This is a genomic window from Pseudomonas putida (assembly GCF_028682395.1).
Taxonomy (GTDB): Bacteria; Pseudomonadota; Gammaproteobacteria; order Pseudomonadales; family Pseudomonadaceae; genus Aquipseudomonas; species Aquipseudomonas putida_AB.
In genome coordinates this window covers 60,075-79,823 of record NZ_JANHLC010000012.1, presented here as the reverse complement: position 1 = coordinate 79,823, position 19,749 = coordinate 60,075, and the positions used below count along the sequence as shown (strand labels likewise).

The window sequence follows — 19,749 nt, the reverse complement described above, 5'->3', positions numbered from 1 at the left end:
CTTCCTGTGCAGCCCCGGGATTACTTGACCAGTTTGTTAGCCGCCAGATCCCAGGTGGCCGCTGCGGTGCCTTCCTTGGTGCCGTCGTCTTTTTGGGCGGTCAGTTCCCACTTGATCTTGGTGAAGTTCAGCGAGAGGGTCTCGACCGGCTTGCCGCCCGTGCCACCGCTGACGCTGACGTTGGACAGCACGACATTGGTCAGGGTGTAGACGATAAAGGGCATCAACTGGCCGCTGGTTTCCGAGGCGTTGCGTCCAATGGTGATCTTGGCTTCGGGAATCGGCTTGCCGGCGCAGCAGTATTCGTTCAGCGACGGGGTGGAGGTGTCGATGAACTTGGTCAGGGTGAACTCGCCGATATGGGGTTTACCGGAAGTCCGCTCCGAGTTGCTGACGTCGTTGGTGACCTGCATGGCGACGTTATGGCTATAGGACATGACTTCGATCTTGTCCTTGAAACCCTCCAACATCGAGTCGCCTTTGATATCGCCGCCCAGGTCGAGAATGATCGCATCCATCGCGTTTAGCTCCGTGTACTGCCATTGAATAGAAAGAAACCCCGCCGCACCGCGGCGGGGTCAACGCAACTGCTAGCGCCTGTCAGGCCGCTGCCGGGCTTGGCAGGCTCGCCACCAGACGGATCGAGGCCGTCAGTTCTTCAAGCTGGAAGTGCGGGCGCAGGAACACCGTGGCCCGATAGCTGCCCGGACGCCCCGGCACTTCGCTGACATCGATCCGGGCTTCGCGCAACGGGTACTGCGCCTTGATTTCCTGGGGGGCGTTGTCATTGATCAGCACGTAGTCGGCGATCCAGTTGTTGAGGTAGGTCTGCACGCTGTCACGGCTGGCAAAGCTGCCTACCTTGTCGCGCAGGATGACCTTGAGGTAATGGGCAAAGCGCGAGGCTGCCAGCACATACGGCAGCATCCCGGAGATCCGCGCATTGGCATTGGCCTCGTACGTATTGTAGGTCCGCGGCTTGTTGGTGGTCTGGCCGCCGAAGAACACCGCCTGGGAGGTGTTCTTGCGATGGCACAGGGCAATAAAGCCGAGGTCGTCGAGTTCTTTTTCCCGGCGGTCGGTAATCGCCACTTCGGTCGGGCACTTGAGGGACTTGTCACCGGCGGGCGTATCGAAGGTGTGGAACGGCAGGTTGCTCACCGCCCCGCCGCCCTCGACGCCACGGATCGCGGCGCACCAGCGATGCTTGGCAAAGGCCGAGGTAATGCGCTGGGCCAGCAGCCAGGCCGGATTGCCCCAGAGGTATTTGTCGTGCTCCTGACCGTTGACCTCCTCAGTGAAGTTCAGGCCCTTGACCGGTACGGTCAGCGGCCCATAAGGCAGGCGCATCAGGTAGCGCGGCAGGACCAGCGAGACATAGCGTGAGTCTTCCGAGGCGCGGAACTGGCGCCAGCCATCGAGTTCCAGGCTTTCGAAGACCTTGGCCAGGTCCCGGGGCACCGCGAGGTCGGTAAAGGCCTTGAGGTCGAACAGCTTGGGGTCGGCGGCGGCGATAAAGGGCGCATGGGCCATTGCCGCGACTTTCGACAGACTGGTCAACAGGGCAATGTCCTGCACGCTGCGGCCAAAGCTGAAGTCACCGATCAGCAGGCTGAAGGGGTCGCCACCGTAGGTGCCGTACTCCTCCTCGTAGACCTTCTTGAACAGGGCGCTCTGGTCGAAGGCCTCAGCGGTCTTTTCCTGGTCCAGGCGCAGTTCTTCACGCGTGATATTGAGCAGACGCAGTTTCAGGGTGGTGCTGGTTTCGGTGTTGACCACCAACTGGTGCAGGCCGCGCCAGGACGCTTCGAGCTCCTTGAGCTTGGGGTGCTGCAAGATCAGGTTGAGCTGCTGGCTGATCTTTTCGTCCAGTTCCTTGATGCGTTTGCTGATAAAACTCACCAGGTCCTGGTCGACCTTGAGCTGTACATCGCTGACCTCTTCGGTCAATGCCTCGAGCATCTGCCGGGCATAAGGCTTCTGGCCTTCGTCCTGGATCATCTGCTGAACGATGGTGTCGAGCAGGGACACCGTTTCGGTGGTCTGGGTGGTGCCGCTTTCGGTATCGGTCTTGGCCATGGGGGTTGCTCCATGCAGGGGTGGGATCAGGCGTTGGTATCGGCTGCCGGGTCTTTGTCGCTCAGCGGTTTTTTCCCGGTGTCACCGCCCGCCGCGCTCTGCTCATCGAGCAGGGCCTTGAACTGCTTGATCGCCTCTTCGCTGGCCAGGCTCTTGACCAGTTCCTTGTCCAGCGCCGCGTCACCGTCGAGCTTGATCAGCAGGTCCTGAAGCTTCTGGCGTTTGTGGAACATTTCCCTGAGGCCATCGACTTTCTCGATGATGTTGGCCGGATTGAATTCCTCGAACTTGCTGAACTCCAGGAAGACATTGAGCTTGGCGTCCGCGGCATCCGCCGCATTCGGATCACCGAGCTTGCTCGGCACGGTAAAGGACACTCCCGGCTTGATATTGCCCAGGACCGAATCGAAGTTATCGACATCGATATTGATAAACGGACGCGCGCCGAGCGCGGGCGCTTGCACCTTCGAGTCCGGCCCGGATAGATCCGCCAGAATGCCGACCACCAGCGGCAGTTCCTTCTTCTCGAAGGCATTGCCGATCTCGACGTCGTAGGTGATTTGTACGCGCGGCGGACGATTACGCCCCAGCAGGTGCTGAGTACTTTCGTTGTTACCAGCCATTTCCCATCTCCTTCGGGTTCATGCGGGGCGTTGCGTCCCGTTTGACTTCTGTCTTCAGCACCCCGATTGCCTGGCACTGCGGCAAGACAATCGAGATTCGGCATGACGAGCTGTGGCAAAACCTTAGAAGACGGCTATAAGAATGCAAGTAAGTTTTTACAGAAAAATCAGAATGGGATTACATGGATTCGTACAAGTTCCGAAAAATCGGCTGGATAGCCGCCCTGTTCCTGGCCTTTCAGATCAGCGGTTGCAGCCTATTCGCGCCCAAGGTCGCACTGGACCATGTCACCGTCGATGTCGAACCGCGCGCCAATAACGACACGCCGATCGCCATCGACTTTGTCGTCGCCAGCGATAGCCAGTTGTTCGAGCGCCTCAAAGCCACCCCCGCCAGCCAGTGGTTCGAACAACGGGCGCAACTGGCGCGCGACTACCCGAACATGTTCTCGGTGTGGCACCTGGAGGTGGTCCCCGGGCAGTTTCTGGAACTCAAGGAAAATCCCCTCAAAGGCCGGCCAGGCAGTGGACTTTTGCTGTTTGCCAGCTATAACACCCCGGGCGCCCATCGCTTACTGGTCGAGCACCAACCCAGTATCTGGCTTCGTCTGGGCGCTCGGGAAATGCGCCTGCTCGATGCCCAGGGCCAATAAGGACTCAACCCGCGTGAAGGACACAATACCCACGCGATTTACCAGGATGGTCAAGGAGTAACGCATGTCAGGCATACCGGACGCGATCTGCTGGCACGAGGGCATGGCCCTTCTACCACAACACTTCCAGCTGCAATCGCTGCGCGCAGAAGCCCTGTCGGCACGCCATGCACTGGGGGCCCATCCGTGGTTCTGGGGGGTCGAGCGCCTGGTCATCGACGACACACGTCTGGGCAGCGGCCTGGTGCGGGTGAGCGAACTGCGTGCGGTGATGCCCGACGGGCTGGTCGTCGACCTTGATCGCGAGCGGGGCAAGGACCCGTTGCTGGAGCTGCAACTCAACGATCACTATCGTCTCGGTCACAGCGAGCTGATGATCTACCTGGCCGTCGCCCCCCAGTGGCGGGCCCGCCAGTTGGTACCCTGGGGCGAGCGCCTGCGCAGCCTGCAGAGCGAGTCGCTGCCGGACCTGGAAAGTGGTCAGTTCCCCCAGCCGCTGACGGTGCTGCGGCCACACTTGCGCCTGGTCACCCGGGCCGGCCTGAGCGATTCCCTCTACCTGCCGTTGCTGCGCCTGGACTGCAAAGGCCAGTCATTTACCTGCCTGCCCTACCAGCCACCCAGCCCACGGCTCGCGCCCGACTCGCCGATCAGCCTGGAAATCAACAAGCTCTGCGCCCTCGCCCGGCACAAGATCGACTTTCTCACGGTCCGTCTGCGCCGGCTGCAAGACGACGGAAAACTAGTGGAAAGCGCCGAACTGCGCCGCCAGTTGAGCGCCATCTGGACCTGCCTGCCCGGCGTCCAGGCCGCACTGGACTGCGGGGTCGTGCACCCCGCCGATCTCTACCTGCAACTGATGAACATGGCCGGAGCCCTGGTCAGCCTGGACCTGGAACAGGGCATGCCGACCTTCGCCCCGCTGGCCTATGAAAACCTGTTGGAGAGTTTCCAGGCAGTACTCACCTGGCTGACTGCCAAGTTGAGCAATATCCGCGTCGGCTACAGCCGCCGCGACTTCACCTTGCAGGACCGGCGTTTTTCCATTGAGTTGCTCGACTTCGAAAGCCAGAAGCAGCAATTGGTCATCGGCGTGCGCATGCCTGCTGGCGTCGGCCCCCAGGCCGCGCTGGAGTGGCTCAAGCATGCAGTCATCACCTCCGAATCCCAGGTCGACCCACTGATTCGCCAACGCTCCCAGGGCTTTGAGGTCAAGGCTCTGGAGCGCAGTGAACAGGTGGCCTATAGCGTCGGGGAATCTTTCAGGCTGTTCAGCCTTCGGGCTCAGGGCGAACGCTTCAAGCCCAAGGAACGTTTGTTTCTTTTCGTCCCCATGACGCAAAGCACCCTGACAGCACCCATGGAGATTGTGCTGTTCGACGCCAATACACAGGACTAAGCAGGACCAGGGACCGGACCGACCATGGCTGACACCTACACGCCGCAACAATTGAACCCATTTGCCACAGCGCCCCTGAGCCAGGCCTTCACCCTGGCCTGGAACCAATGGCTGCGCTGGCGCGACGAATTGCCCAGCGCCCTGGACCCGCAAGTCCAGGTGGCCCAAAGCGCCGAACAGGCCGGCGCGATAGCCCGACGCTTGTGGCGCAGCGCGTTTGCCGCCGTCGGTGAAGCCAACGGGCATCAGGCCAAGGCCACCCTGTACGCCTTTGTCGCCCTGGTCGACGAGCATCTGCTGTTCAACGACTGGCCAGGCCAGGCGCTGTGGCTGGAACGGCCGCTGGAAGCACGGTTGTTCGGCAGCAGCTCGGCCGGCGACCGCCTGCCCGTCGCCATTGGCCGCCTGCTAATGACGCGTGATCCGGCCACCCGCGACCTGGCCAATGTCTACCTGCTGTGCCTGGTGCTCGGGTTCGAGGGGCGTCTGCGCATCGCCAACGGCAAGGCGATTCATGAAAAATGGCGGCGCGCCCTGTTCGCCTTCACCCGCCAGCGTCCGGCCACCGACAGCCAGTGGCTGCTCCAACTGGAGCGTCCGACCCAAGTCGAACCCAGGCAACTGCGGACCCGGCGCAGCCTGCCCGATAGCCTGCGCCTGGGCATGGCAATCGGCCTGGGGCTCTTGTTATTGCTCGGGGTCAGCCAATTGTTCTGGTGGAACATCACCCAGCGCCTGGAGCCGGCCATCGAGCAGAGCCTCAGCCACCCCCTGGCGGAGCGTGCGCTGTGATGGCTTACGCAAGCACCCTACTGATCGTTCTGCTGTTGCTGGTGGTGGTTCTCGCCGTGCTCTGGCACTTCTCATGGCTGCATCTCAATGGCGCCAGCCGCAGTTTCTTTGCCGCGCTGCGCGAGTGGGAGCAGGCGCTGGGCGTACGTGATCGTTATGAAACACCCTGGCTGCTGATGCTTGGCGATGACGAGTACGCCGAGCCCCTGCTCACCAGTTGGGGCCTGGTGCCGGCGCCGAAACCGGCCTGGTTCGGCCGCTGGTGGCATGGCCCCGACGGCGCAGTGCTGGTGGTCCCCCAGGCCTTGTTCAGCCATGGCGAGAACGCCAGCGTGCAGCTCAAGCTCTGGCGCCAGTTGCTCGGCCTGTTGCTCCATGCCCGCCCCCATCGCCCCCTCGATGCGGTGCTCTGGCTCTGCGCCCTCGAACCTTTGCTGCAGCCCGCCACGGCCGCCAGCGCTGGTCTCGCCGCGCGGCGCAAATTCATGGATCTGCAACAGCGCCTGGGGCTAAGCCTGCCCGTCTACCTGCTGATCGGAGGGATCGAGCAGCAGCCCGGGGTGAGCCAACTGATCGAGCAGTTACCGGGCGATAGTCGGGATATGCCGCTGGGCTGGTCGTCGGGCTATCCGGTCAATACGCCCTGGCAGGCTGACTGGATCGACCAGGCACTGGCTCTGCTCAATGCCGCCCTGTGCGAAAGCCTGGTCGAGTTGGCCACACTCAAGGGCCATATCGACCCCGACCTGTACCGACTGCCCGAGCACCTGCTGGCCCTGCGCGATCCTTTGCAGTCATTGTGCGATCCGGTGTTCCAGGGCAACGCCTTGGGTGAGGCCCCGCGCCTGCGCGGGTTGTACTTTTGCGCCGCGCCCAGCCCCGACCCGGCCGACGCCAACCTGGACCCTTTCGCCGACGATGTGCCGGCCGAACCGGCCGTGCCGTTGTTTGCCCAACGCCTGTGGCGCCAGCGTATCGTCGCCGAACAGGGCCTAGCCCAGCCGATTGGGCGCATTCTGGACCTGCGCGAACGCCGCCACCGGATACTCGCATTTAGCGCCGGCGGCCTCGGGGTTATCTGGTTCTGCGCCATGCTCTGGGCCTGGAACCAGCGCAGCGAAGACGCCAGCCGCCTTGCAACCCTGCTGCACAACGACCAGAACCTGGTATTCAGCAGCGGCGCCGACGACAGTGCCCGCAAGCGCATCAGCAGCTTCTGGAACCTGCTGGGCCAAGCCCCCCGCTGGGATTACAGCGCGGTGGCCCTGCCTGGCTCCTGGGCGTCCCCCTTCGAACGTCAGTTGAGTCAGCTGTTGCGCGAGCGGGCCCTGCGCCAGCTGTTCGAGCCGGTGCAAGACAAGATCATGCGCGACCTCGAAAGCCTGAGCGACACCCGCTCCGATGGCACCCGGGAAACCGACTACCAGCGCGCCTCGCTGCTGGTCCAGCGCAGCCTGAGCCTGGAGAGCCAGTACAAACGCTTTATCCAGGCCGTGGAAGGCGACCTGCGTCCTCTGGATGACATCAGTGTCGTGGCCAACGATCTGTTCGGCCTGAGCCTGCAGGGACAGACCCTGTTCTTCGACCCTTACTACAACCGCACCCTGACGCGCCTACCGCTGCCCTTGGCGAACGGGGCCCAGGTCAACCAATTCAGCAGCCGGGTTTCGGACAGCTACCAGGCGAGCATGCGCGCCTGGCTCGACAAACTGTTCGGCGGCGAGAGTTTCACCAGCACCGCCAACGCGCTCACGGAACACCTGCGCAGCCTGCAAAGTGGTCAGCGCAACAGCCTGGGTGAACTGGAAGTGCTCGGCGAGCAGATCGACCACCTGCGCCAACTGATCGGCCTGAGCAATGTCGTCTGGAGCCAGGGCTCCAGCAGCGAGCTGGCGCCCGGCTACCAGGCGTTGCTGGAGCGCAGCCGGCAAAGCTCGCTGATTGGCCCGAAGGCCGTGCTGCAAGTGGAGAATTATGCCGATAGCCTGCGACGGACCTTCCATGATCGTTGGCTGGAGCAAGGCAACAACCAGCAGGGCCTGCTACGCCAGCAGAAAGGCGGCAGCCTGGAGCTGCAGAGCCATGTCGACAAGCTCGACCAGAGCGTCGAAGCCCTGCTGCGCCAGGACTTCAGCCAGGCCGCACTGAGCCAGGGCGGGGCCGTGGGCGCCCGGCCGAGCCTGCGCAATCTCGACAGCCTGGCCCTCGAAGAGGCCCTGCGGTTCCATGCCAGCTACCAGACATACCTGCAACAGGATGTGGCCGAGTTGCCGCCAATCTACCGCAAGGCCGTGATCGGTGCGGCCCAGGCCGCTACGGCCACGGCCATGTGGCAGCGCCTCAATGAAAGCCCGCCAAACCCGTTGCAATCGAGCCCCCTAGGGGATCACCGCGAATTCGAGCTGTCGCCGGTCAAGGCCCTGGAAGTGCTGCATGTCTTCACCGCCTTTGCCGATACCGGGCATGCCGATGCCCTGCGCCGCGAGCTCGACAGCCGCGCACTGAACGATATTCACCGCGCCGACCAGCAGATCAACGCCCTGCCCATATTCAGCCATCCCCTCGACTTTGCCGCCTGGAACGGCAACCACAACCTGACGCTGAACCACTACCAAGTGGCGGACCAGCCCGGCCTGAAACAGACCTTCGCCCAGCAGTTCAAATTGATCGGCGACCAGTTGAGCAATAACCGGGGCGCCCTCGACTGGCTCAACGCCGAGCGCGAGCGGCTACGGCCCAGCGATCAGGCAACCCTGGATACCTTTCTCGACATGGCCGTGGAAATGCGCAAGTACAGCGAGCAGAACCCCGTCAGTTCGCCCATGCTCTTCGAGCAACTGGTCAACCGCGATTTCAACCAGATGGATACCGGCAACTGCGCTACGCTGCTGGCGGCCGTTACGCTGCACCAGGGGCATGGCGAACTGGCGGCACTCACCCGCACCTATCGCGAGCAGGCGCTGCAGCGCTGCGCCAGCCTGCAGGTCGGGCATGCGGCCCAGGCCTGGCAGCAACTGAGCGGCTACTTCAACCAGTTCCTCGCCGGGCGTTTTCCCTTTGCCTACGACGGTGGCGTCAGCGATGCCAACCCGGACCGGGTTCGCGAGTTCCTGGAGTTGATCGATACCCAACTGCCCATTGCGATGACCGGCCTGAACAACCCCTACGGGCCCGACTCGCCGGTCGCCCGGGCATTTCTCGATCAATTGAGCAGCGCGCGCCTGTGGCTCGGGCCCATGTTGCTGCGTGACAAGGAAGGCCTGCGCGGCGTTGATCTGGAGATCCGCTGGCGCACTGACCGCGACGACGAACGGGGCGCCGACCAGGTGATCGACTGGAACTTCAACGCCGGCGGCCGGTTGGCCAACTATCCGGCCGAGCAGGCCAGCCAGGCCCGCTGGAGCGTCGGCGAACCGGTGCAACTGGGCCTGCGCTGGGCCATCGGCAGCCCGCAACGGCCGATCCCGGACGCGCACCAGGCCGCCCTGTCGGTCGCCGACCTGCAGGCCGAATGGTCCTATGACGGTCCGTGGGCCCTGCTGCGCTTTATCCGTGCCAACCAGGCCGTGGAGCGTTTCCCGGCGGCCGACAGTGTCGACCGGCCATTGGCGTTGCAGCTGCCCGTACGCACCCAGGCCAACCATGACGCGCGGGCGCTGATGTTTATGCGCCTCTCGCTCAAGGCCATTGGCGGTAAACAGGCCCTGGCACTGACGCCACTGCCCGTCAGTGCCCCGGCATCCCCCTTTGGTTCGCTGGCCCCGACGCCGCTGGCGGGCATCGAGGTCATGCCATGAACGAGCAGGCCTCCCTACACACCCTGCGCGAACGTTTGCCCGCCCTGTGGGCGCCTATCACCGACGCTGAACCGAGTGGCCACAGCCTGCGGGGTACGCGCGACTTTGCGCTACTGCGCGAGGCCCGGCGCGAAGACGATGCGAGCCTGCCCACCGGGGTCTGGGAGCACGATCTGAAAACCGCTGACTGGCTGGCGGCCCAAGAACTGGCCTGTCGCCTGCTCAGCGAACAGGCCAAGGACCTGCTGGTCGCCAGTTGGTTGGGCGAAGCCTGGATCCAGCGTTACCAGGCCGCCGGCCTGTGCGTGGCACTGGAGCTGCTCGATGGCCTGTGCGAACGCTATGGCCGTACGCTTCACCCACGGACCGATGGGCCTGGCGAAAGCTGGCTGGTCTCGCCCCTGAACAGCCTGATCCACCGTTACGCCGAGTTGATGAACCTCAACCTGCCCTTGCTGGGCAGCCACGTGCGTGGCTTCGAGAGTTTTACCCTGGATCAATGGCGAACCCTGCAACAGCAGGCCCGCAGCAAAAGCGATGAGCGTCGGGCCCAGGCCAGCGCCCAGGCGGCCGACACCCTGTTGCGCCAGTTGCGCGATGCGCTGGGCAAGACGCCAGCCCAGGCACTGCGCGAGCGCGTGGCCCTGTTGCAACAGTGCTGCGAGCCACTGGCACGCCTGGACCAGTGGTGCGATGGACACCTGCAGGAACAGGCCCCCTCCTTTGCGCCTCTGCGCAAGCTGTTCGACTCCCACTTCCAAGCCTTGCAGGAGCTACTGGCCATGCACCCCAATCCAACGCCCGTTGAAGTGGTCGTCGAACCACCCAGCCCGCCTGTCGCCACCAGCGCAACACCGGTTCCTGCCCCGGCACTGGGGCAACCTGCCTCACGGGACGAGGCCTATCGCCAGTTGCAGATGATCTCCGACTACCTGGCTCGGGTCGAACCCCACAGCCCCGTGCCGTATCTGATCAACCGGGCCATCGATTGGGGTAATAAACCCTTGCGCGAACTGCTGGGCGAATTGATCGCCGCCGACACCGATACCCGCAAGATCTGGACCGTGCTGGGCGTGCTGCCTTAATCCCGGGGCGCTGCACCGGAGGCTTGCGACCGCATCGCAGAGAGGCACTAAATAAAAGTGTATAAAAAGTACACCCCGACAGTTGCAGGCCCAGCACTTTTCAGACTCTTCCATACACATGACAAACCTATCTTGATGATTAAAGCCTCGCTAGCTGAATAAACGCTGTACAGCCTTAATAAACGACAGAATCTTAACCTTTAGCCACTATTCATTTAACAGCTCAAGAACTACCTTTGCTGCAACGAAGTGCCGGCCAGCCTCAAGCAAAGCTGACCTTCGCAATTAAATAAGCCAACGCCCTTTACCTTTTAAGAACTTAAGCTTTAATCCAGCTAAACATTATTTAAAACAACATCTTGGCACTCGCAGAGTGCGTTGACAGGACGCAACGATTACGCCCACAGGATAGAACACCCAGCAATGATACTTATTCTCTCCGGTCACTTACTGGCTGCGCCTGCCGTTATTCAAGAGGTCCCATGACGCCCACTTTTCTACCCTTTTCCCGCCCCAGCATGGGCGATGAGGAAATCGCGGCAGCCGAGCAGGTTTTGCGCTCGGGCTGGATCACCACGGGCCCGAAAAACCAGGAACTCGAAGAGCAATTTGCCCAGCGGGTTGGAGCCCGATATGCCGTCGCACTGTCCTCCGCCACCGGGGCCATGCATATCGCCCTGCTGGCTCTGGGCATCGGCCCAGGTGACGAAGTGATCACGCCCTCGCAGACCTGGGTCTCGACCGCCAATATGATCTGCCTGCTGGGCGCCACCCCGGTGTTTGTCGATGTCGACCGCGACACGCTGATGAGTGATGCACAGATCATCGCCCAGGCCATCACCCCGCGTACTAAAGCCATTATCCCGGTGCACTACGCAGGCGCGGCGTTCGACCTTGATCCGCTCTACGCCCTGGCCGAGCAGCATGGCATTGCCGTGATCGAGGATGCCGCCCACGCGGCGGGCACCGAGTACCGCGACCGCCCGGTCGGCGCGCGGGGTACGGCGATTTTCTCCTTCCACGCCATCAAGAACATGACCTGCGCCGAAGGGGCCATGCTGGTCAGCGACGACGAAGCCTTTGCCAACCGCATTCGCATGCTCAAATTCCACGGCCTCGGCGTGGATGCCTATGACCGCCTGACCCATGGCCGCAAGCCCCAGGCCCAAGTGATCGAACCTGGCTTCAAATACAACCTGGCCGACCTCAATGCCGCGATTGCCTTGGTCCAGTTGCACCGTCTGGACGCCATCAACCAGCGCCGCGAGCAACTGGCCCAGGGCTATCTGCAACGCCTGGCCCACCTACCAGTGCAACCGCTGCACCTGCCCACCTACCCCCAACGGCACGCCTGGCACCTGTTTATCCTGCGTATCGACCCCGAGCGCTGCGGCCTGGACCGCGAAGCCTTTATGAAAGCCCTGCAGGCCCGTGAGATCGGCAGCGGTATCCATTTTATCGCCACCCACCTGCACACCTACTACCGCCAGCGTTTCCCAGACGTGCATCTACCCCACACCGAATGGAACTCGGCCCGCCTGTGCTCGATTCCACTGTTTCCTGACATGCACGAGGAGGATTTCGAGCGGGTAGTCGGGGCCATTGAGGACATTGTCGGAGCTCATGCATGAAGCCTTATCCCATCGATTGCGTGTCCATCGTCATCCCGGTCTACAACGAGGAAGAAAGCCTGCCCGAGCTGCTGCGCCGCACCGAAGCAGCTTGCGCACAACTGGGGCGCGAACATGAAATCGTCCTGGTCGACGACGGCAGTCGCGACCGCAGTGCCGAGTTGCTGCAGGCCGCCGCCAACCGACCGGGCAGCCCGGTGGTGGCGGTCATCCTCAATCGCAACTACGGCCAGCACGCAGCAATCATGGCCGGCTTCCAACAGTGCCGTGGCGACCTGGTGATTACCCTGGACGCCGACCTGCAGAATCCCCCCGAAGAAATTCCGCGCTTGGTGCAGCAGGCCGCGCTGGGCTATGACGTGATCGGCACCGTGCGCAGCAATCGCCAGGACTCGGCGTGGCGTCGCTGGCCCTCGCGGCTGATCAACCTGGCCGTGCAGCGCTCCACCGGCGTGGCCATGACCGACTACGGCTGCATGCTGCGCGCCTACCGCCGTTCCATCGTCCAGGCGATGCTGGCCTGTAGCGAACGCAGCACTTTTATTCCGATCCTGGCCAACAGTTTTGCGCGCCATACCTGCGAGCTGCCGGTACACCACGCCGAGCGCGAGCATGGCGACTCGAAATACAGCGCCATGCGCCTGATCAACCTGATGTTCGACCTGATTACCTGCATGACCACCACGCCCCTACGGCTGTTGAGCATCATCGGCTTCAGCATCGCCCTGCTCGGCGGGCTGTTCGCCGTGCTGTTGATTGTGCTGCGCCTGATCTTCGGCGCAGCGTGGGCCGGTGACGGCACGTTTGTGCTGTTTGCGGTGCTGTTTATTTTCACTGGCGGCCAATTTATCGGCATGGGCCTGCTGGGCGAGTACCTGGGCCGCATGTACAGCGATGTGCGCGCGCGTCCGCGATTTTTTATCGAAACCATCTGGCGGGCGCCGTCCCCGGCTGACCACGCCAGTGTGGTGCGCACAGATTCCACTTCCTCCAGCCAGGTAGCCCCATGAGTTCAAAAGCCGTTGTTTTCGCCTATCACGATATCGGTTGCGTGGGTATCGAAGCCCTGCTCGTCGCCGGCTATGAGATTGCCGCCGTGTTCACCCACGCCGATGCCCCCGGGGAAACCACCTTTTTCGCCTCCGTGGCGCAACTTTGCGCACGCAGGGGGATTCCCGTGCACGCCCCGGAAGATGCCAATCACCCACTGTGGGTCGAGCGGATCCGCCAACTGAATCCCGACTACCTGTTCTCCTTCTATTACCGCAACCTGCTGGGCGAAGCGCTACTGGCCTGCGCCAGCCGCGGGGCCTACAACCTGCATGGCTCGCTGCTGCCGCGCTATCGCGGGCGGGCACCGGCCAACTGGGTGCTGGTCAATGGCGAGACCGAAACCGGCGTCACCCTGCACCGCATGGTCAAACGGGCCGATGCCGGGGCCATCATCGCCCAGCGTCGCGTACCGATCGAACGGGCGGACACCGCCCTGAGCCTGCACGCCAAACTGCGCGAAAGCGCCGCAGCGCTACTGCGCGACACCTTGCCGGCATTGGCCCGTGGCCCACTGCCGGAAACCGCCCAGGACGAAAGTCAGGCCAGCTATTACGGACGCCGCAGCGCCGCCGATGGCTTGCTCGACTGGCAACTGCCGGCCGAGCGCTTGTTCAATCTGGTGCGCGCCGTGACCCAGCCCTACCCCGGCGCCTTTTGCCCGGTGGGTGAGCACAAGCTGATTGTCTGGAGCGCTGAGGTGGTACCGGGCAATGACGGCCAGGCCCCTGGCCGGGTCATTAGCTGCGACCCACTGCGCATTGCCTGCGGCGAGGACTCTCTGGAGATCCGCGCCGGCCAGCGTGGCGACAACGGCCTGTACCTCAGCGGCGCGCAACTGGCCCGCGAGCTGGGTCTGGTCGAGGGCTCGCGCCTGATCGGCAGCCAGGCGGCGCGCGCCCAGCGACGCACACGGGTGCTGATCCTGGGGGTCAACGGGTTTATCGGCAATCACCTGTCCGAGCGCCTGCTGCAGGACGAGCGCTATGAAGTGCATGGCATGGACATCGGCAGCGACGCCATCGAACGCCTGCGCAGCCACCCACGCTTTCACTTTGTCGAGGGCGATATCAGCATCCATTCCGAGTGGATCGAGTATCACATCAAGAAGTGCGACGTGGTCCTGCCCCTGGTGGCCATTGCCACGCCCATCGAGTACACGCGCAATCCGCTGCGGGTATTCGAGCTGGACTTCGAGGAAAACCTCAAGCTGGTGCGCTATTGCGTCAAGTACAACAAGCGGGTGGTCTTCCCCTCGACCTCGGAGGTCTATGGCATGTGCCAGGACAGCCACTTCGACGAAGACACCTCCAACCTGGTGGTCGGGCCAATCAACAAGCAGCGCTGGATCTATTCGGTGTCCAAGCAACTGCTGGACCGGGTGATCTGGGCGTACGGCCAGAAGGGCCTGCGCTTTACCCTGTTCCGCCCCTTCAACTGGATGGGCCCGCGCCTGGACCGATTGGACTCGGCCCGGATCGGCAGCTCGCGGGCCATTACCCAGTTGATCCTGCACCTGGTGGAAGGTACGCCGATCCGCCTGGTCGACGGCGGCGAACAGAAGCGTTGCTTTACCGATGTCCAGGACGGCATCGAGGCCCTGGCACGGATTATCGAGAACCGCGGCGGCGTCTGTGACGGGCAGATCATCAATATCGGCAACCCGGACAACGAAGCCAGCATCCGCCAATTGGGCGAAGAGCTGCTGCGCCAGTTCGAAGCCCATCCGTTGCGCGGTCACTTCCCGCCGTTCGCCGGTTTCCGTGACGTGGAAAGCCAGGCGTTCTATGGCACCGGCTACCAGGATGTCAGCCACCGCAAGCCGAGCATCGACAACGCCCGCCGCCTGCTGGACTGGGAGCCGGGGACTGAGCTGAGCATCACCATTGGCAAGACCCTGGACTTTTTCCTCCACGAAGCCCTGCTCGAACAGGAGGGCCAGCGCTGATGCGAGCGGGCCTGCGCATCGACGTCGACACCTATCGCGGCACCCGCGAAGGCGTGCCGCGCCTGCTGGAACTGCTGGATGAAGCCGGGATCAAGGCGACTTTTTTCTTCAGCGTCGGCCCGGACAATATGGGCCGTCATCTGTGGCGCCTGGTCAAGCCGCGCTTCCTTTGGAAAATGCTGCGCTCCAAGGCCGCCAGCCTCTATGGCTGGGACATCCTGCTGGCCGGCACTGCCTGGCCGGGCAAGCCGATTGGCCGGGACCTGGGCCATCTGATGCGCCAAACCCGCGAGGCCGGGCATGAAGTCGGCCTGCATGCCTGGGATCACCATGGCTGGCAGGCGCACGCCGGGACCTGGAGCGACGCGCAACTGCAGGAACAGATCCGCCAGGGCGTCGAGACCCTGGCCGATATTCTCGGCCAGCCCGTCGAGTGCTCAGCCGCCGCCGGTTGGCGCGCCGATGAGCGGGTGGTCGCGGCCAAGGAGCGCTTCGGGTTTCGCTACAACAGCGATTGTCGCGGCACCCAGTTGTTTCGTCCGCGCCTGCCCGACGGACGTCCGGGTACACCGCAGATTCCGGTGGACCTGCCGACCTTCGATGAAGTGGTGGGCCCGCAGGTCGCGGCCGAGGATTTCAACGCCTTCATTCTCCAGCGGTTCAGCGCCCGGGCGCTGAACGTTTACACCATCCATGCCGAGGTCGAAGGGATTCTTATGGCTGAAGAGTTTCGCCAACTGCTGGCCCAGGCGGCCAGTTCCGATATCCGCTTTCAACCCCTGAGGCACCTGCTGCCCCAGGCCCTGGAGACGCTGCCCACCGGGCAGCTGTCACGCGGCACCCTGAGCGGTCGCGAAGGTTGGCTGGGAGTGCAACGACCATGACCCGACGCTGGACATGGCCCCTGTTGCTGGGCGCCTTTGTACTCTTCTATCTGTTGCCGTTGGGCACCCACGGCCTGTGGATCCCGGACGAACCCCGCTATGCGCAGATCGCCCAGGAAATGCTGCTCAAGGGCGACTGGGTTTCGCCCCATTTCATGGGCCTGCGCTACTTTGAAAAACCCATTGCCGGCTACTGGTTTATCGCCATCGGCCAGATGATCTTCGGCGACAATCTGTTTGGCGTACGGGTGGCCTCGGCCATCAGCAGCGGGCTCAGCGTGTTCCTGGCCTATGTGATCGCCCAACGCCTGTGGCGCGACCCACGCCAAAGCTTGGCCTGCGCCCTGCTCTACATGAGTTTCGGGCTGATCGCCGGCCAGGCCGGCTACAGCAACCTCGATCCGCAGTTCACCCTCTGGGTCAACCTGAGCCTGGTGGCCTTGTGGTTTGCCGTCGACACCACCACTCGCCGCAGCCGGCTGGGCGCCTGGGCCCTGCTGGGGTTCGCCTGCGGCATGGGCTTTATGACCAAGGGCTTCCTGGCCCTGCTGCTGCCGGTACTGATCGGCCTGCCCTACATGATCTGGCAGAAGCGCTTCAAGGAGCTGGTGGGCTATGGCCTAGTGGCGATTCTGGTCGCCACCCTGGTTGCCCTGCCCTGGGTCTTGGCGGTGCATATGCGCGAACCGGATTACTGGCGGTTCTTCTTCTGGCACGAGCATATCCGCCGCTTTGCCGGCGAGGACGCCCAACACTCGCGGCCCTGGTGGTTCTACCTGCCGTTGCTGGTCGCCGCGAGTATTCCCTGGGCGCTGTGGCTGCCGCGCACCTTCACGCAGGCCTGGCAGAGCCGGGGCCAGCGCTCGACCGTGTTCCTGCTGCTGTGGCTGCTTCTGCCGCTGGCGTTTTTCAGCCTGAGCCGGGGCAAGCTGCCGACCTACATCATGCCGTGCCTGCTGCCATTGGCCCTGCTGATGGGGCACAGCTTGAGCCTGTACCTGGAGCAACAAAAGGTCGCGCTGCTACGCCTCAATGCCGGGTTCAATCTGGCCCTGGGCACCGTGGCGCTCCTGGCCCTGGGGTTCTTCCAATGGAAAAAGCCGTTCTATCACGACGAACCGCTGCACCTGACGCTGCTGGTGCTGTTCCTGCTCGGCTGGATCGGCGCCAACACCCTGGCAATCACCCGGCCACGGGCCTTCTGGGCCGCACCGGCACTGGGCATGGGCCTGCTGGTCCTGCTGCTGCCGGCGAGCATGCCCAACGCGGTGGTCTTCAACAAAATGCCCGACGGCTTTATCGCCCGCCATGCCGACGAACTGGCCACCAGCAAACACCTGCTGAGCAACGATCTGGGCGCCGCCTCGGCCCTGGCCTGGCGCCTGGAGCGACCCAAGGTGACTTTGTATAACACCACCGGCGAGGTGAAATATGGCCTGTCGTACCCTGAGGCCAGCCACCGGCGAATCGACCTGGAGGAAGTCGAATCATGGCTGCTCCAGGCCCGGCGCGACGGTCCGGTGGGCGTGGTGATGCGGGTCAAGCGCTCGGACACCAGCCATGAGATGGATCGCCTGCCCAAGGACGCCGTGCGCTATCAGGAAGGCAATATGGTGATTTTGATTATCCCGGCGAGCGCGCCATGACCCTGGCCCTGCTGCTCGGCGCCTGCCTGCTGACCTGCCTGGGCCAGATTGCCCAAAAGCTGGCCGTGGAGCGCTGGCGCGTTACGCCCACGAGCCTTGGGCAAAAACTGCTGAGCCCCTGGCTCTGGCTCGCGCTGCTGTGCCTGGGCCTCGGCCTGCTGGTGTGGCTGCTGGTGCTGCAACGCCTGGAGGTCAGCATTGCTTACCCCATGCTCAGCCTGAACTTTGTACTGATCACCCTGGTGGCGCGTTATGGGTTCAAGGAACCCATCGATGCGCGGCACTGGTGTGGCGTGGCGCTGATCATCGCCGGGGTGGTGCTGTTGGGGCGCCAGGTATGAGCACGGCGCGGGGTATCGGCGTGGCCACCGCCAGCGTGCTGTTGGCCAGTGGCGCGCAGTTGGGCATGCGCTGGAGCATGAGCCGTCTGCCCACGCCCACACAGTGGCCGGCCGCTCTGGAGGCCGGGGAACTGGCTGGCGCGGCGTTGACGGTGGTGGCGCTGGCGATCATCGCCTATGGGTTATCGATGCTCTGCTGGCTGGCCGCCCTGCGCGACCTGCCCCTGGGCCGCGCCTATTCACTGCTGAGCATCAGCTATGTCCTGGTCTATGTGCTGGCCGCCAGCCTGCCGCTGTTTGACGAAGGCTTTACGAGCACTCGAACGCTGGGCGTGGCTTTGGTCACGCTGGGCGTTTTGACGATCAATTTTAGAAGCACCACCGGTCCCAGGGATCTCTTATGAAAATCAGTGTTTTTGGTTGCGGGTATGTCGGCCTGGTCCAGGCGGCGGTGTTGGCCGAGGTTGGCCATGACGTGGTGTGCATGGACATCGACGAGGCCAAGGTCAAACTTCTCCAGCAAGGCCACGTGAGCATCTTCGAGCCGGGGCTGGCGACGCTGGTGCGCGAGAACCTGGAGAATCAGCGTCTGCGCTTTACCCATGACGAGCAACTGGCCGTCGAACATGCCCAAGTGCTGTTTATCGCCGTCGGCACGCCGCCGGGCGAGGACGGCTCGGCCGACCTGCGTTATGTCTTTGCAGTCGGCGATGCCGTGGCCCGCCATCGCAGTGAGCCGCTGATCCTGGTGGAGAAATCCACCGTACCGGTCGGCACCGGTGATGCCTTGCACCGCCATATCGAAGAGGCCCTGGCCTTGGCCGGGCGCCAACTGCAATTCGATATCGTCTCCAATCCAGAGTTTCTCAAGGAGGGCTCGGCAGTCAGTGATTGCCGCCGCCCCGATCGCATTGTGGTCGGCTGCGCCAGTGAAGCGGTGCGCGAGGTGATGCGCGAGCTGTACGCGCCGTTCAATCGCAACCACGACCGCATTATGTTTATGGACCTGCGCAGCGCCGAGCTGACCAAGTACGCGGCCAACTGCATGCTTGCGACCAAGATCAGCTTTATCAACCAGATCGCCGAACTGGCCGAACACCTGGGTGCTGATATCGAGGCGGTGCGCCTGGGCATCGGCGCCGATTCGCGGATCGGCTACCACTTTATCTACCCGGGTTGCGGCTACGGCGGCTCGTGCTTTCCCAAGGACATGCGCGCGCTGATCCACAGCGCCGAACAGGCGCATTGCTCCAGCGACCTGCTCCAAGCCGTGGAAGCCATCAACGAGCGGCAGAAACACAAGCTCTTCGAGCGGATCAAGGCCTTCTACAAAGGCGACCTGCAGGGCCGTACCTTTGCTCTCTGGGGCCTGGCGTTCAAGCCCAACACCGATGATATGCGCGATGCACCGAGCCGGGTGCTGATGGAAGAACTCTGGGCCGCCGGTGCCAGGATCCGTGCCTTTGACCCCGAAGCCATGCAGGAAACCCAGCGGCTGTACGGCGAAGATCCGCGCCTGATGCTGATGGGCACCCCGGAGTCGGTTCTGGCCGATGCCGATGCGCTGATCATCTGCACCGAATGGCAGCAGTTCAAGGCACCGGATTTCAAGCTGATCCAGGCTCGGCTCAAGGCCCCGGTGATTTTCGATGGGCGCAATCTCTACGATGCCGAGCGCCTGACGCAGCAAGGCTTCCACTACTTCCCCATGGGCCGTGGCGAATCCTGCAGCCTGCCGGTGTCCCAGGCCCAGCAACTGGCTCCGGTGCTGTTCGAACCTCGCCTGCGCCAGGTCTGAGGCCCCCTGTAGGAGCGACTTGC

Annotated in this window: 16 protein-coding genes; 13 read left to right on the top strand and 3 right to left on the bottom strand. The window is 63.2% G+C overall.

Going from position 1 to position 19,749, the window contains the following annotated elements; translation table 11 throughout:
- Positions 1–20: 20 nt before the first annotated feature.
- The 3 genes from NPS46_RS22785 to tssB form a co-directional block, all read right to left on the bottom strand.
- On the bottom strand, positions 21–518 hold the full coding sequence (locus NPS46_RS22785) for an Hcp family type VI secretion system effector (RefSeq protein WP_274111244.1): 498 nt from the start codon (positions 516–518) through the stop codon (positions 21–23).
- 82 nt (positions 519–600) lie between these two features.
- Positions 601–2,079 (bottom strand): type VI secretion system contractile sheath large subunit, encoded by a 1,479-nt coding sequence (tssC, locus tag NPS46_RS22780; RefSeq protein WP_274111242.1) that lies wholly within the window; start codon positions 2,077–2,079, stop codon positions 601–603.
- A gap of 26 nt (positions 2,080–2,105) precedes the next feature.
- Positions 2,106–2,702 (bottom strand): type VI secretion system contractile sheath small subunit, encoded by a 597-nt coding sequence (gene tssB / locus NPS46_RS22775; RefSeq protein WP_274111240.1) that lies wholly within the window; start codon positions 2,700–2,702, stop codon positions 2,106–2,108.
- 182 nt (positions 2,703–2,884) lie between these two features.
- Here tssB and NPS46_RS22770 point away from each other — a divergent pair, with 182 nt between their 5' ends.
- The 13 genes from NPS46_RS22770 (at position 2,885) to NPS46_RS22710 (ending at position 19,726) form a co-directional block, all read left to right on the top strand.
- Positions 2,885–3,355 (top strand): type VI secretion protein, encoded by a 471-nt coding sequence (locus NPS46_RS22770; RefSeq protein ID WP_274111238.1) that lies wholly within the window; start codon positions 2,885–2,887, stop codon positions 3,353–3,355.
- Positions 3,356–3,419: 64 nt separating this feature from the next.
- Complete coding sequence (gene tssK / locus NPS46_RS22765) at positions 3,420–4,754, top strand: type VI secretion system baseplate subunit TssK (RefSeq protein WP_274111236.1); 1,335 nt, start codon at positions 3,420–3,422, stop codon at positions 4,752–4,754.
- Between the two features lie 24 nt (positions 4,755–4,778).
- On the top strand, positions 4,779–5,546 hold the full coding sequence (locus NPS46_RS22760; protein ID WP_274111234.1) for a DotU family type IV/VI secretion system protein: 768 nt from the start codon (positions 4,779–4,781) through the stop codon (positions 5,544–5,546).
- Positions 5,546–9,343 (top strand): type VI secretion system protein, encoded by a 3,798-nt coding sequence (locus NPS46_RS22755; protein WP_274111232.1) that lies wholly within the window; start codon positions 5,546–5,548, stop codon positions 9,341–9,343. The genes NPS46_RS22760 and NPS46_RS22755 overlap by 1 nt, the downstream gene beginning before the upstream one ends.
- Positions 9,340–10,428, top strand: coding sequence for a type VI secretion system protein TssA (tssA, locus tag NPS46_RS22750; RefSeq protein WP_274111230.1), 1,089 nt, complete (start codon positions 9,340–9,342; stop codon positions 10,426–10,428). The genes NPS46_RS22755 and tssA overlap by 4 nt, the downstream gene beginning before the upstream one ends.
- Positions 10,429–10,910: 482 nt before the next feature.
- Positions 10,911–12,059 (top strand): UDP-4-amino-4-deoxy-L-arabinose aminotransferase, encoded by a 1,149-nt coding sequence (arnB, locus tag NPS46_RS22745; protein ID WP_274111228.1) that lies wholly within the window; start codon positions 10,911–10,913, stop codon positions 12,057–12,059.
- Positions 12,056–13,069: an undecaprenyl-phosphate 4-deoxy-4-formamido-L-arabinose transferase gene (gene arnC, locus NPS46_RS22740; RefSeq protein ID WP_274111226.1), complete on the top strand. Its 1,014-nt coding sequence runs from the start codon at positions 12,056–12,058 to the stop codon at positions 13,067–13,069. The genes arnB and arnC overlap by 4 nt, the downstream gene beginning before the upstream one ends.
- The gene (arnA, locus tag NPS46_RS22735; RefSeq protein ID WP_274111225.1) at positions 13,066–15,057 is read left to right on the top strand and encodes a bifunctional UDP-4-amino-4-deoxy-L-arabinose formyltransferase/UDP-glucuronic acid oxidase ArnA; all 1,992 of its coding nucleotides are present in this window, start codon (positions 13,066–13,068) and stop codon (positions 15,055–15,057) included. The genes arnC and arnA overlap by 4 nt, the downstream gene beginning before the upstream one ends.
- Complete coding sequence (gene arnD / locus NPS46_RS22730; RefSeq protein ID WP_274111224.1) at positions 15,057–15,941, top strand: 4-deoxy-4-formamido-L-arabinose-phosphoundecaprenol deformylase; 885 nt, start codon at positions 15,057–15,059, stop codon at positions 15,939–15,941. Before arnA ends, arnD begins: the two co-directional genes overlap by 1 nt.
- Positions 15,938–17,587, top strand: a complete 1,650-nt coding sequence (gene arnT / locus NPS46_RS22725) for a lipid IV(A) 4-amino-4-deoxy-L-arabinosyltransferase (protein ID WP_274111223.1) — start codon at positions 15,938–15,940, stop codon at positions 17,585–17,587. The genes arnD and arnT overlap by 4 nt, the downstream gene beginning before the upstream one ends.
- A complete protein-coding gene (gene arnE, locus NPS46_RS22720; RefSeq protein WP_274111221.1) occupies positions 17,584–17,928 on the top strand; it encodes a 4-amino-4-deoxy-L-arabinose-phosphoundecaprenol flippase subunit ArnE in 345 nt (114 codons plus the stop codon). The genes arnT and arnE overlap by 4 nt, the downstream gene beginning before the upstream one ends.
- On the top strand, positions 17,925–18,332 hold the full coding sequence (gene arnF, locus NPS46_RS22715; protein WP_274111219.1) for a 4-amino-4-deoxy-L-arabinose-phosphoundecaprenol flippase subunit ArnF: 408 nt from the start codon (positions 17,925–17,927) through the stop codon (positions 18,330–18,332). The genes arnE and arnF overlap by 4 nt, the downstream gene beginning before the upstream one ends.
- Entirely contained in the window at positions 18,329–19,726 is a 1,398-nt protein-coding gene (locus NPS46_RS22710) for a UDP-glucose dehydrogenase family protein (RefSeq protein ID WP_274111217.1), read from the top strand. Before arnF ends, NPS46_RS22710 begins: the two co-directional genes overlap by 4 nt.
- The last annotated feature ends 23 nt before the right edge of the window (positions 19,727–19,749 follow it).

Bases quoted from the DNA above. Each gene is read 5' to 3' on its own strand.
- tssA (WP_274111230.1), top strand. From the start codon at position 9,340: ATGAACGAGCAGGCCTCCCTACACACCCTGCGCGAACGTTTGCCCGCC.
- tssB (WP_274111240.1), bottom strand. From the start codon at position 2,702: ATGGCTGGTAACAACGAAAGTACTCAGCACCTGCTGGGGCGTAATCGT.
- NPS46_RS22760 (WP_274111234.1), top strand. From the start codon at position 4,779: ATGGCTGACACCTACACGCCGCAACAATTGAACCCATTTGCCACAGCG.
- tssK (WP_274111236.1), top strand. From the start codon at position 3,420: ATGTCAGGCATACCGGACGCGATCTGCTGGCACGAGGGCATGGCCCTT.
- NPS46_RS22770 (WP_274111238.1), top strand. From the start codon at position 2,885: ATGGATTCGTACAAGTTCCGAAAAATCGGCTGGATAGCCGCCCTGTTC.
- tssC (WP_274111242.1), bottom strand. From the start codon at position 2,079: ATGGCCAAGACCGATACCGAAAGCGGCACCACCCAGACCACCGAAACG.
- arnD (WP_274111224.1), top strand. From the start codon at position 15,057: ATGCGAGCGGGCCTGCGCATCGACGTCGACACCTATCGCGGCACCCGC.
- arnE (WP_274111221.1), top strand. From the start codon at position 17,584: ATGACCCTGGCCCTGCTGCTCGGCGCCTGCCTGCTGACCTGCCTGGGC.
- NPS46_RS22755 (WP_274111232.1), top strand. From the start codon at position 5,546: ATGGCTTACGCAAGCACCCTACTGATCGTTCTGCTGTTGCTGGTGGTG.
- arnB (WP_274111228.1), top strand. From the start codon at position 10,911: ATGACGCCCACTTTTCTACCCTTTTCCCGCCCCAGCATGGGCGATGAG.
- arnT (WP_274111223.1), top strand. From the start codon at position 15,938: ATGACCCGACGCTGGACATGGCCCCTGTTGCTGGGCGCCTTTGTACTC.
- arnA (WP_274111225.1), top strand. From the start codon at position 13,066: ATGAGTTCAAAAGCCGTTGTTTTCGCCTATCACGATATCGGTTGCGTG.
- arnF (WP_274111219.1), top strand. From the start codon at position 17,925: ATGAGCACGGCGCGGGGTATCGGCGTGGCCACCGCCAGCGTGCTGTTG.
- arnC (WP_274111226.1), top strand. From the start codon at position 12,056: ATGAAGCCTTATCCCATCGATTGCGTGTCCATCGTCATCCCGGTCTAC.
- NPS46_RS22785 (WP_274111244.1), bottom strand. From the start codon at position 518: ATGGATGCGATCATTCTCGACCTGGGCGGCGATATCAAAGGCGACTCG.
- NPS46_RS22710 (WP_274111217.1), top strand. From the start codon at position 18,329: ATGAAAATCAGTGTTTTTGGTTGCGGGTATGTCGGCCTGGTCCAGGCG.